Annotated in this window: 10 protein-coding genes; 8 read left to right on the forward strand and 2 right to left on the reverse strand. The window is 72.8% G+C overall.

Going from position 1 to position 11,810, the window contains the following annotated elements; genetic code table 11:
* Nucleotides 1-226 precede the first annotated feature (226 nt).
* The 3 genes from rplM to glmM are packed head-to-tail and all read left to right on the forward strand — an operon-like array spanning nucleotide 227 to nucleotide 2,577.
* Nucleotides 227-670 carry a 50S ribosomal protein L13 gene (gene rplM, locus ABD671_RS02480; protein ID WP_344731624.1) on the forward strand — a complete coding sequence of 148 codons (444 nt, stop codon included), beginning with the start codon at nucleotides 227-229 and terminating at the stop codon, nucleotides 668-670.
* A 26-nt stretch (nucleotides 671-696) separates the two neighbouring features.
* Entirely contained in the window at nucleotides 697-1,206 is a 510-nt protein-coding gene (rpsI, locus tag ABD671_RS02485; protein WP_344731625.1) for a 30S ribosomal protein S9, read from the forward strand.
* A gap of 12 nt (nucleotides 1,207-1,218) precedes the next feature.
* Nucleotides 1,219-2,577, forward strand: a complete 1,359-nt coding sequence (gene glmM / locus ABD671_RS02490; RefSeq protein WP_344731626.1) for a phosphoglucosamine mutase — start codon at nucleotides 1,219-1,221, stop codon at nucleotides 2,575-2,577.
* Nucleotides 2,578-2,654: 77 nt separating this feature from the next.
* Here glmM and coaA read toward each other — a convergent pair whose 3' ends face one another.
* Nucleotides 2,655-3,641 (reverse strand): type I pantothenate kinase, encoded by a 987-nt coding sequence (coaA, locus tag ABD671_RS02495; RefSeq protein WP_344731627.1) that lies wholly within the window; start codon nucleotides 3,639-3,641, stop codon nucleotides 2,655-2,657.
* A 68-nt stretch (nucleotides 3,642-3,709) separates the two neighbouring features.
* Between coaA and glmS the strand changes: the two genes are divergently transcribed.
* Together glmS and ABD671_RS02505 are read left to right on the forward strand one after the other, a co-directional pair.
* Nucleotides 3,710-5,560, forward strand: coding sequence for a glutamine--fructose-6-phosphate transaminase (isomerizing) (glmS, locus tag ABD671_RS02500; protein WP_344731628.1), 1,851 nt, complete (start codon nucleotides 3,710-3,712; stop codon nucleotides 5,558-5,560).
* Nucleotides 5,560-5,913, forward strand: coding sequence for a holo-ACP synthase (locus ABD671_RS02505; RefSeq protein WP_344731629.1), 354 nt, complete (start codon nucleotides 5,560-5,562; stop codon nucleotides 5,911-5,913). The genes glmS and ABD671_RS02505 overlap by 1 nt, the downstream gene beginning before the upstream one ends.
* Nucleotides 5,914-5,930: 17 nt before the next feature.
* On the opposite strand, the gene ABD671_RS02510 is transcribed toward ABD671_RS02505, so the two are convergent.
* Nucleotides 5,931-7,274, reverse strand: a complete 1,344-nt coding sequence (locus ABD671_RS02510) for an aminotransferase-like domain-containing protein (RefSeq protein ID WP_344731630.1) — start codon at nucleotides 7,272-7,274, stop codon at nucleotides 5,931-5,933.
* A gap of 91 nt (nucleotides 7,275-7,365) precedes the next feature.
* Between ABD671_RS02510 and ABD671_RS02515 the strand changes: the two genes are divergently transcribed.
* From ABD671_RS02515 to ABD671_RS02525, 3 genes are all read left to right on the forward strand, one after another.
* The gene (locus ABD671_RS02515) at nucleotides 7,366-8,715 is read left to right on the forward strand and encodes an aspartate aminotransferase family protein (protein WP_344731631.1); all 1,350 of its coding nucleotides are present in this window, start codon (nucleotides 7,366-7,368) and stop codon (nucleotides 8,713-8,715) included.
* A gap of 1 nt (nucleotide 8,716) precedes the next feature.
* The gene (locus ABD671_RS02520; protein WP_344731632.1) at nucleotides 8,717-10,207 is read left to right on the forward strand and encodes a CoA-acylating methylmalonate-semialdehyde dehydrogenase; all 1,491 of its coding nucleotides are present in this window, start codon (nucleotides 8,717-8,719) and stop codon (nucleotides 10,205-10,207) included.
* Between the two features lie 172 nt (nucleotides 10,208-10,379).
* Complete coding sequence (locus ABD671_RS02525; protein WP_344731633.1) at nucleotides 10,380-11,789, forward strand: NAD(P)H-hydrate epimerase; 1,410 nt, start codon at nucleotides 10,380-10,382, stop codon at nucleotides 11,787-11,789.
* Nucleotides 11,790-11,810 lie beyond the last annotated feature (21 nt).

Here is an 11,810-nt window from a genome sequence, read left to right on the forward strand (position 1 = left end):
CTCGCGGTTCATCCGGCGCCTGCGGTTTTGACCCTGCGGACGGCGTCCTCGTAGTCTTGGCGGTCGCGTCCCCTGCCGCTTCGACCTTTCCGCTGAGAGATCGGGGCAGTCCCGGAGGTCGGCCCTCACCGGTCGGCGAGCCGGGCCGTGTTCGTCAGAGGACGCCGCTGCACCACCCGGACGGCTCCCGCCGCTCCGGGCTCACGAACGAGAAAGTTGATCAGCCGTGCGTACGTACGCCCCCAAGCCGGGTGACATCCAGCGCGAGTGGTATGTCATCGACGCCGAAGACGTGGTGCTGGGTCGCCTCGCCGTGCAGACCGCGAACCTGCTCCGCGGCAAGCACAAGCCCATCTTCGCGCCCAACACCGACACCGGTGACTTCGTCATCATCGTGAACGCCGAGAAGGTCGCCCTCTCGGGCACCAAGCGCACCACGAAGATGGCCTACCGCCACTCCGGTTACCCGGGTGGTCTCTCCGCGACCCCGATCGGCGAGCTCCTCGACAAGGACGCCCGCAAGGCCATCGAGAACGCCGTCTGGGGCATGCTGCCGAAGAACAAGCTCGGCCGGCAGATGCTCAAGAAGCTGAAGGTCTACAGCGGGCCCAACCACCCGCACCAGGCCCAGAAGGCCGTTCCGTTCGAGATCAGCCAGATCTCCCAGTAATCGTCGAAGAGAACCAGAGGAATATCGTGGCTGAGACCACCGACACCACCGAGGTCGAGGAGACCTTCGAGGTCAACGAGGACGGCGTCGCCTACACGTCCGAGAGCACCCCGTCGGCCGAGACCGTCGCCGCTCGTCCCGCGACCATCGCCCCCGCCGCGGCCACCGGCCGCCGCAAGGAGGCCGTCGCCCGCGTCCGCATCGTCCCCGGCACCGGCCAGTGGACCATCAACGGCCGCACCCTGGAGGACTACCTCCCCAACAAGCTGCACCAGCAGGTCGTGAACGAGCCGTTCGCCGCCCTGCAGCTCGAGGGCCGCTTCGACGTCATCGCCCGCGTGCACGGCGGCGGCATCACCGGTCAGGCGGGCGCCCTGCGCCTCGGCCTGGCCCGCTGCCTCAACGCGGTCGACCTCGAGGCCAACCGCCCCACCCTGAAGAAGGCCGGTCTGCTCACCCGCGACGCCCGCGTGATCGAGCGCAAGAAGGCCGGTCTGAAGAAGGCGCGCAAGGCGCCGCAGTTCAGCAAGCGCTGACGACAAGCCCTCGTGGCTCGTCTCTTCGGCACGGACGGGGTCCGGGGCCTGGCCAATGGCGGTCTGACCGCCGGCCTGGCCCTGGACCTCGCCGTTTCCGCCGCCCGCGTGCTCGTCGACCGGGGTGACTTCGGTGGCGACCGGCCTCTCGCCGTCGTCGGCCGGGACACCCGCATCTCGGGCCAGTTCCTCGAGCACGCGGTCGTTGCCGGGCTCGCCTCGGCAGGCGTCGACGTCGTCCGCCTGCGGGTCGTGCCGACCCCCGGGGTCGCCTACCTGACCGACGCGCTAGACGCCGACCTCGGCGTGGTCATCAGCGCCTCGCACAACCCGATGCCCGACAACGGCATCAAGTTCCTCGGCCGCGGCGGCGTCAAGCTCGACGACGCCCTCGAGCAGGCCATCGAGGAGCTCATGGGCACCGAGTGGGAGCGTCCCACCGGCGGTGCCGTCGGCCGGGTGACGCCGTACGCCACCCCCATCGAGGAGTACGTCGCCCACCTCGTCGCCACGCTCGGCCCCGACGCCCACGCCCGCCCGCTCGCCGGGCTGCGCGTCGTCCTCGACTGCGCACACGGCGCGGCGTCCGAGGCCGGCCCGCTCGCGTTGCGCGAGGCCGGTGCCGAGGTCATCGTCATCAACGCCTCGCCCGACGGCCTCAACATCAACGACCGCTGCGGCTCGACCCACCTCGACCCGCTGCGGCGGGCCGTGCTCGAGCACGGCGCCGACGCCGGCTTCGCCCTCGACGGCGACGCCGACCGCTGCCTGGCCGTCGACCACCACGGCGTCGTCGTCGACGGCGACCAGATCCTCGCCATCCTCGCGCTCGGGCTGCGCGACGCCGGCCGGCTGACCGACGACACCCTCGTCGTCACCGTGATGAGCAACCTCGGGCTGCTCCAGGCGATGCGCCGAGCGGGCATCGCCGTGCGGCAGACCGCCGTCGGCGACCGCTACGTGCTCGAGGAGATGGGTGCGGGCGGCTTCTCCCTCGGCGGCGAGCAGTCGGGGCACGTGATCATGAGCGAGCACGCCACCACCGGCGACGGCATCCTCACCGCGCTCCAGGTGCTCGCCCGCATGCAGGCCACCGGCAGTCGGCTCGCCGACCTCGCCGCGGTGGTCACCCGTCTGCCGCAGGTGCTGGTCAACGTCGCCGGTGTCGACAAGGACCGCTGCGACGACCCCGCCCTGATCGCCGCCGTCGACGCCGAGGCCGCCGCGCTCGGCGATCGCGGCCGCATCCTGCTGCGCCCCTCGGGCACCGAGCCGCTCGTGCGGGTCATGGTCGAGGCGCCGACCGCCCCCGAGGCCCAGGATGTCGCCGACCGGCTCGTCGACGTGGTGCGGGAGCGGCTCTCGCTCTGAGACCGGCCCGGTGGTCGAGGTGCGACGAGCGCCAGCGAGGAGCCGCGAGACCCGGTGAGCCGGACGCCGTCCGGCGCCTAGACCTTGCGCAGCCGCACGTAGCGCACGGAGTGGTCCTTGTCCTTGCGCAGCACCAGCGTCGCGCGGGAGCGGGTGGGCAGCACGTTGAGGGCCAGGTTGGGGCCGTTGATGGCGTCCCAGATGCGCTGGGCCTCCTCGATCGCCTCGTCGTGGGAGAGCGAGGCGTACTTGGAGAAGTAGGAGCTCGGGTCGCGGAACGCGGTCTCGCGCAGCCGCAGGAACCGCTCGACGTACCAGTCGCGGATGTGGGCGGTGCCGGCATCGACGTAGACGGAGAAGTCGAAGAAGTCGCTCACCGCCAGGCCGGTGCGGCCGTCGTCGCGCACCCGGGCCGGCTGGAGCACGTTGAGGCCCTCGATGATGACGATGTCGGGACGCCGCACCACGACCTTCTCGTCGGGCACCACGTCGTAGATGAGGTGGGAGTAGATCGGGGCCTCGACCTCGTCCTTGCCCGACTTGATGTCGACCACGAAGCGCATGAGCGCGCGGCGGTCGTAGGACTCCGGGAAGCCCTTGCGCTGGAGCAGGCCGCGGCGCTCGAGCTCGGCGTTGGGGTAGAGGAAGCCGTCGGTGGTGACGAGGGCGACGTTCGGGTGCTCGGGCCAGTGGGCCAGCATCTGCTGCAGCACGCGGGCCGTCGTCGACTTGCCGACCGCCACCGAGCCCGCCAGACCGATGACGAACGGGGTGCGCGGCGGCGTCCGCTGGTGCAGGAAGTTCTCCTGGTCGCGGTGCAGCTGGCCTGCGGAACCGACGTAGAGGCTCAGCAGCCGCGAGAGCGGCAGGTAGACCTGCTCGATCTCCTCGAGGTCGAGGGCGTCGCCGAGGCCGCGCAGGCGGTGGATCTCCTCGCCCGTCAGCGGGCTGGTGGTCTCCTGGGCCAGGGCCGCCCACGCCTCGCGATCGAGTTCGATGTAGGGCGAGGTCTCCCGATGCGACGGGCCGTGGTGATCCTCGACCGGCCGCTGCTCCTCGGTCATGGGCCGGATTCTTGCAGCCGCCGCGCCGAAGCCGGTCGGGGGCCCGCCGGTCGGTAGACTGCCCGGCTATGTGCGGAATCGTCGGGTATGTGGGTGACCGCTCCGCGCAGGAGGTCGTCATCGAGGGCCTACGGCGCATGGAGTACCGCGGATACGACTCCGCGGGCATCGCGCTGGTGCGCGCCGCCGAGGGCACGCTCGCCGTCGACAAGCGGGCCGGCAAGCTCTCCAACCTGGAGAAGTCGATCAGCGAGGACCCCCTCCCGGCGTCCACCACCGGCATCGGCCACACCCGCTGGGCCACCCACGGCGCCCCCAACGACGTCAACGCCCACCCGCACCTCGGCGCCGTGCGTCGCGTGGCCGTCGTCCACAACGGCATCATCGAGAACTTCGCCGACCTGCGGGCCCGGCTCGAGGCCGACGACCACCTCCTGCTGTCGGAGACCGACACCGAGGTGACCGCCCACCTGCTGGAGCTCCAGGTCGAGTCCGGGGTCGACCTGACCACCGCGATGCAGCGGGTCTGCCAGCGCCTCGAGGGCGCGTTCACGCTGGTGGCCGTCGACGCCCAGGACCCCGACCGGGTCGTCGCCGCGCGCCGCAACTCCCCGCTGGTGGTCGGCCTGGGGGAGGGGGAGAACTTCCTCGGCTCCGACGTCGCCGCCTTCATCGAGCACACCCGCGAGGCCCTCGAGCTCGGCCAGGACCAGGTCGTCACCATCACGCGCGACGGCGTCAGCGTCACCGGCTTCGACGGCGTCCCCGCCGAGGGCCGGCGCTACCACGTCGACTGGGACCTCTCGGCCGCCGAGAAGGACGGTCACGACTGGTTCATGCGCAAGGAGATCTTCGAGCAGCCGCACGCGGTGGCCGACTCCCTGCTCGGACGCCGTTCGCGCACCGGCTCGCTGCAGCTCGACGAGATGCGTCTCTCCGACCAGGAGCTGCGCGACATCGACAAGATCATCATCATCGCGGCCGGTACCTCGTTCTACGCGGGCCTGGTGGCGAAGTACGCCATCGAGCACTGGTGCCGCATCCCGGTCGAGGTCGAGCTCTCCAGCGAGTTCCGCTACCGCGACCCGATCCTCGACTACTCCACGCTGGTGGTGGCGATCAGCCAGTCCGGCGAGACCGCCGACACCCTCCAGGCCATCCGCCACGCGCGCACCCAGCGCTCGAAGGTGCTCGCGATCTGCAACACCAACGGCTCGACCATCCCGCGCGAGTCCGACGCCGTCATCTACACCCACGCCGGACCCGAGATCGGCGTCGCCTCGACCAAGGGCTACACCACCCAGCTGGTGGCCTGCTACCTGCTCGCGCTCTACCTGGCGCAGGTGAAGGGCACCCGGTTCGGCGACGAGATCGACCAGATCATGGGTCAGCTCGAGCAGATCCCGGCCGCCATCGAGTCGATCCTCGCGCGCGCCGACGAGGTGTACGCGTTGGCGCACGAGTTCGCGGCCAGCACCTCCTTCATCTTCCTGGGTCGCCACGCCGGCTACCCCACCGCGCTGGAGGGGGCGCTCAAGCTCAAGGAGCTCGCCTATCTCCACGCCGAGGGCTTCGCCGCGGGCGAGCTCAAGCACGGCCCGATCGCGCTGATCGACGACGGCCTGCCGGTCTTCTGCATCGTGCCGCCGCAGGGCCGCGACCAGCTGCACGACAAGATGCTCAGCGGCATCCAGGAGGTGCGCGCCCGCGGGGCCCGCACGATCTGCCTGGCCGAGGAGGGCGACGCCCGCATCACGCCGTACGCCGACCGCCTCGTGCGGCTGCCGCGGGTGCCGGTGCTGCTCCAGCCGCTCGTCTCGGTCGTGCCGCTCCAGCTGTTCGCCTGCGAGCTGGCCACCGCGCTGGGCCACGACGTCGACCAGCCGCGCAACCTCGCCAAGTCGGTCACGGTCGAGTAGTGGCGATCCTCGGGGTCGGCATCGACGTCTGCGACATCGAGCGCTTCGGCGCCTCCCTCGAGCGCACGCCCGGTCTGCGCGAGCGGCTCTTCACGCCGTCCGAGGCGGGCCGGACGACGGCGTCCCTCGCCGCCCGGTTCGCGGCGAAGGAGGCGCTGGCCAAGGCGCTCGGCGCCCCGGTCGGGATGTCGTGGCACGACGCCGAGATCGTCTCGGAGTCGACCGGCCGCCCCCTCTTCGAGATCCGCGGCACCGTGCTGGAGCAGGCCCGCGCCCTCGGCGTCGCCTCGGTGCACGTCTCGCTCTCCCACGACGCCGGGATCGCCTCGGCGGTCGTGGTGCTGGAGGGGTGAGTGGGGCTCGTGGGGCCTCACGCCCCCGCCGCATGCGCCAGCGCCGCGGCGACGCCGTCCGCCTCGCTCTCGGGCACCCGGCCGGCGGTGACCCGGACGAACGCGCCGGGGGCGTGGCCGGGGGCGAGGAAGGTCGAGCCGGCGGCGACGCGGAGGCCGGCGGCGGCGAGGTCGAGCTGGGCGGCCTGCTCGTCGGCGACCGGCAGCCACAGGTTGATGCCGTCGGGCTGCGCCAGCCGGACGCCGTGCGCGCCCAACGCGGCGACGAGGCGCTCCTGGCGGGCGGCGTAGGCGGTGCGCGCCGCGGCCACCTGGTCGCGTGAGGACGGCGAGGTGAGCAGGTCGAGCACGATCGTCTGCACCATCCGCGAGGTCCAGCCCGGCCCCAGCATGCGGCGGGCGACCAGCCGGTCGACCAGTGCGGTGGGGGCGGAGAGGCCGGCGACGCGCAGATCGGGGCCGTGCGACTTCGAGAGGCTGCGCACGTGGACGACGCGCCCGGGCAGCAACGCACTCAGCGTCACCTCGGGTGCGGTCGAGAGCAGGGCCGAGTGGTCGTCCTCGATCACCAGCACCCCGGCGTGCTCGCGTCGTCGCAGCAGCCGTGCCAGCCGCTCAGCGCGCTCGGGGGACAGGCACACGCCCGTGGGGTTCTGCGCCCGCGGCTGCAGGACGACGGCCACCGGTCGGGTCGCCAGCGCCTCGCGCAGGGAGTCGACGCGCACACCCTCGGCGTCGAGCTCGACCGGCACGATGCGCCCGCCCAGGCTCTCGACCAGGTCGAGGAACGGCGGGTAGCCGGGGCTCTCCAGCACCACCCGGTCGCCGTAGGAGACCAGTTCGGCCAGCGTGCGCTCGACGCCGTCCTGGCCACCGTCGACGACGGTGAGCGCCTCGGGCGGGGTCGGCCACAGGGCGCGGAGGGCGTCGTCCAGGCCGGGCAGCACGGGCTCGTCCTGATAGCTGCCGGTGCCCGCGCGGATCGCCACCCGTCCGAGCGCGGGCGCCAGGTCGGGCAGCAGCTCGGGGTCGGGGGTGCCGCGGGAGAGGTCGAGGCGGACGTCGTCGGTGACGGCGTCGCCGCGCAGTCCGCGCAGGCGCGGGGAGAGCCAGGCGCGCGGGGTCTCGTGCACGAAGGTGCCGGCGCGGCCCCGCGCGACGACGAGCCCGGCCCGCTGGAGGGCCTGCCACGCCTCGCTGACGGTGGCCGGGCTGACGCCGAGTCCGGCCGCGACCTCGCGCACCGTCGGGAGCCGCTCGCCCGGGGCCAGGTCGCCGTCGGCGATGAGCCGCGCGAAGGCGCCGGCGACGCCGCGCGGACTGCGGTCGTCGAGCCGGCTGACGGCGTCGGGGAGGCTCACGGAGCGAGACCCTAGCGGCTCCGGACTTGCTCGGGATGCCTCGGTCATGGAAATGTTCAGATCAGGCAATAACAATCTTCCGGAGGTGCGCGTGACCACGTTCGACCTGCCGACGTCGGCGACCGGGCTCGACCCGACCCTCGACGCCCGCACCCACGACCTCGACCGCGCCCACGTCTTCCACTCCTGGTCGGCGCAGGGCGCGTTGAACCCGCTCGTCATCGCCGGAGGCAGCGGCACCCGTCTGTGGGACCACGCCGGGCGCACCTACCTCGACTTCTCCAGCCAGCTGGTCAACACCAACATCGGCCACGGGCACCCGGCCGTCGTCGCGGCCATCGCCGAGCAGGCTGCACGCCTGGCCACGGTGGCGCCGTCCACCGCCAACCTCCAGCGCGGCGAGGCCGCCGCCCGCATCGTGGCCCGCGCGCCCGAGGGCTTCCACAAGGTCTTCTTCACCAACGGCGGCGCCGATGCCATCGAGAACGCCGTGCGCATGGCCCGCCTGCACACCGGCCGCGACAAGGTGCTCTCGGCCTACCGCAGCTACCACGGCAACACCGGTGCCGCGATCGTCGCCACCGGCGACTGGCGGCGCATGCCCAACGAGTACGCCCGCGGCCACGCCCACTTCTTCGGCCCCTACCTCTACCGCTCGGAGTTCTGGTCGACCACGCCCGAGCAGGAGTCCGAGCGCGCGCTGCACCACCTGCGCCGCGTCATCGAGGCCGAGGGCCCGGCCACCATCGCCGCCGTCCTGCTCGAGACGGTGCCCGGCACCGCCGGCGTCCTGATGCCCCCGCCGGGCTACCTCGAGGGCGTGCGCGCGCTGTGCGACCAGCACGGCATCCTGCTCATCCTCGACGAGGTCATGGCCGGCTTCGGCCGCACCGGGCACTGGTTCGCCCTCGACGCCTACGACGTCGTCCCCGACCTCATCACCTTCGCCAAGGGCGTGAACTCCGGCTACGTGCCGGTCGGCGGCGTCGTCATCTCCGACCCGATCGCGGCCACCTTCGACGAGCGCGTCTTCCCCGGCGGCCTCACCTACTCCGGCCACCCGCTGGCCGCCGCCAGCATCGTGGCCACCCTCGACGCGATGGCCGCCGAGGGCGTCGTCGAGAACGCCGCGCGCATCGGCCGCGACGTCCTCGGTCCGGCGCTGCACGAACTCGCCGACCGGCACCCGATCATCGGCGAGGTGCGCGGCACCGGCGTCTTCTGGGCCGTCGAGCTCGTGACCGACCGGGCGACCCGCGAGCCGGTCTCCGCCGCCCTCATCGGGCGCGCCAAGACCGCCCTGCTCGAGCGGGGGCTGCTGCCCTTCGCCGCCGACAACCGCATCCACGTCGTCCCGCCGTGCATCGTGAGCGACGACGACGTCGCCGAGGCCGTCGGCATCTACGACGAGGTCCTCACCCTGCTCGACAAGGAGATCTGACATGCGCGTCATCGACCACTGGATCGGCGGCACCCGCGCGACCGGCACCGGCACCCGCCTCGGCGACGTCTACGACCCGGCCCTCGGCGAGGTCGCCGCACAGGTGCGGCTCGCCTCGGCCGCCGACCTGGACGCCGCCGTCGCCACCGCCCGCGCTGCCTTCGCCGAGTGGGGCGAGGCGTCGATCGCCAAGCGCCAGCAGGTGCTCTTCGCGTTCCGCGAGAAGCTCAACGCCCGCAAGGACGAGCTGGCCGCGATCATCACCGCCGAGCACGGCAAGGTGCTCTCCGACGCCGCCGGCGAGATCCAGCGCGGCCTCGAGGTCGTCGAGTTCGCCTGCGGCATGCCGCACCTGGCCAAGGGCGGCTACTCCGAGAACGCCTCGACCGGCGTCGACGTCTACTCCCTCAAGCAGCCGCTGGGCGTGGTGGGCATCATCAGCCCCTTCAACTTCCCGGCCATGGTGCCCATGTGGTTCTTCCCGATCGCGCTCGCGGCCGGCAACTGCGTGGTGCTCAAGCCCTCGGAGAAGGACCCCTCGGCCGCGATCTGGCTGGCCGAGCTGCTCACCCAGAGCGGCCTGCCCGACGGCGTCTTCAACGTCGTCCACGGCGACAAGGAGGCCGTCGACGCGCTGCTCGTGCACCCCGACGTCGCCTCGATCTCCTTCGTCGGTTCCACCCCGATCGCGCAGTACGTCTACGAGACCGGCACCCGGCACGGCAAGCGGGTGCAGGCGCTGGGCGGCGCGAAGAACCACATGCTCGTGCTGCCCGACGCCGACCTCGATCTGGTCGCCGACTCCGCGGTCAACGCGGGCTTCGGTTCCGCCGGTGAGCGCTGCATGGCCATCTCGGTCGTCGTCGCCGTCGACTCCATCGCCGACGAGCTGATCGGCAAGATCAAGGACCGCATGGGCAAGCTCGTCACCGGCGACGGCCGGCGCTCGTGCGACATGGGTCCGCTCATCACCCGCGAGCACCGCGACAAGGTGGCCGGGTACGTCGAGATCGCCGCCGCCGACGGCGCCGAGATCGTGGTCGACGGCCGCGACGTCGTGGCCGACGGTGCCGCCGACGGCTTCTGGCTCGGCCCGACGCTGCTCGACCGCGTGCCGACGTCCTCACGCGCCTACACCGAGGAGATCTTCGGCCCCGTGCTCTCGGTCGTGCGGGTGTCGGGCTACGAGGACGGCGTCGCGCTCATCAACGCCGGCCCGTATGGCAACGGCACCGCGATCTTCACCAACGACGGCGGCGCCGCGCGGCGCTTCCAGCGCGAGGTCGAGGTCGGCATGGTCGGCATCAACGTGCCGATCCCGGTGCCGGTGGCCTACTACTCCTTCGGCGGCTGGAAGGCCTCGCTCTTCGGCGATGCCAAGGCCTACGGCCCGGCCGGCGCCGACTTCTTCACCCGCGAGAAGGCCATCACCTCGCGCTGGCTCGACCCCTCGCACGGCGGGCTCAACCTGGGGTTCCCCCAGAACGTGTGACGTCGGCGGGGCTCGGGTCTGGGCGTGTCGGAATCACCGGTGCACCGGTGACTCCTGCACTTCTCAGGGGAAATATCGGCCGATAGGTGACAGTTTCCCCTGAGAAGTGCCTCCGGAAATCGGACGCCGGGCCGATCCGTCCTCTCGAGCACCGATCCCCTAGGTTGGTCGAATGCGCCACGCCCACCCGGTCGCCGAGATCCGTGCGGCCGAGGCTGCGCTGATGGCGCAGCTGCCCGAGGGGGCGCTCATGCAGCGCGCGGCACGCGGGCTGGCCACGGCGGTGCTCGATCTGCTCGGCGGCGCCTACGGACGCCGGGTCGTGCTGCTGGTCGGCCCGGGCGACAACGGCGGCGACGCACTGTGGGCCGGGGCGATGCTCGCCCGGCGCGGAGTCGGCGTCGAGGCCTGGCTGCTGGCCGAGCGGCCGCACGCCGAGGGGCTCGCCGCATTGCGGGCCGCCGGCGGCCGCCTCACCCGCGGCCACCGTGATCTGCCCACGGCCCAGCGCCCCGACGTCGTCCTCGATGGCATCGTCGGCATCGGCGGACGCCCCGGTCTGCGGGACGACGCCGTGGCCGCGCTCGCGGCCCTCGACGGCGTCCCGATCGTGGCCGTCGACGTGCCGAGCGGCATCGACGTCGACACCGGCGAGCTCACCGGCTCCCACGTGCGCGCGGCCGTCACCGTCACCTTCGGCACCCACCGCATCGCCCATCTCGTCGACCCGGCGGCCGAGGCATGCGGTGTCGTGCACCTCGTCGACATCGGGCTCGCGCCGGTGCTCCCGCCGGCCGGCGTCGAGGCGCTGCAGGCCGCCGACGTCGCCGCCCTGCTGCCGCTCCCCGGCGGTTTCGCGCACAAGTACACGCGCGGGGTCGTCGGCGTGCGCGCCGGCTCGGCGCAGTACCCCGGTGCCGGACTGCTCTGCGTCGGTGGCGCCGCCTGCGGCCTGGCCGGCATGGTGCGCTACGTCGGCGACTCCGCCGTCGCCGACCGCGTGCGCGAGGCGCACCCCGAGATCGTCGGCGCCGGACGCGTGCAGGCCTGGGTGGTCGGCTCCGGGGGCGGCGACACCGCGGCCGACGAGCTGGCGGCGGCTCGGGCCGACGGCGTCCCGCTCGTGGTCGACGCCGATGCCCTTGCCCACGTGAGCGGCGCCCTCGGCGTCCCGGCGGTGCTGACGCCACATGCCGGCGAGCTCGCCGCGATGACCGGCGCCGATCGCACCGACATCGAGGCCCGCATGCTCCACCACGCTCGGGCCGCCGCCGAGCGGTACGACGCCGTCGTGCTGCTCAAGGGACGGCACACGCTCATCGCCGCCCCCGACGGCCGCGTGCGTGTCACCACCACCGGCACCCCGTGGCTGGCCACGGCCGGTGCCGGCGACGTGCTCGGCGGGGTCATCGGAGCCCTGCTCGCCGCCGGACTCGACCCGTTCGACGCCGCCGGCGTCGGCTCCTGGGTGCACGGGGCCGCCGCCACCCGGGCCGCCGCCGGCGGACCCATCGTCGCTGGGGACGTCGCCCGCGCGCTGCCGGTCGTGCTGCGCGAGCTGCTGGGCGAGAGCGCGGCATGAGGGGGCGTGGCATGAGGGGGC

It is taken from the genome of Nocardioides fonticola (assembly GCF_039536805.1).
GTDB lineage: Bacteria > Actinomycetota > Actinomycetes > Propionibacteriales > Nocardioidaceae > Nocardioides > Nocardioides fonticola.

Bases quoted from the DNA above. Each gene is read 5' to 3' on its own strand.
- coaA (WP_344731627.1), bottom strand. From the start codon at position 3,641: ATGACCGAGGAGCAGCGGCCGGTCGAGGATCACCACGGCCCGTCGCAT.
- glmS (WP_344731628.1), top strand. From the start codon at position 3,710: ATGTGCGGAATCGTCGGGTATGTGGGTGACCGCTCCGCGCAGGAGGTC.
- ABD671_RS02520 (WP_344731632.1), top strand. From the start codon at position 8,717: ATGCGCGTCATCGACCACTGGATCGGCGGCACCCGCGCGACCGGCACC.
- ABD671_RS02525 (WP_344731633.1), top strand. From the start codon at position 10,380: ATGCGCCACGCCCACCCGGTCGCCGAGATCCGTGCGGCCGAGGCTGCG.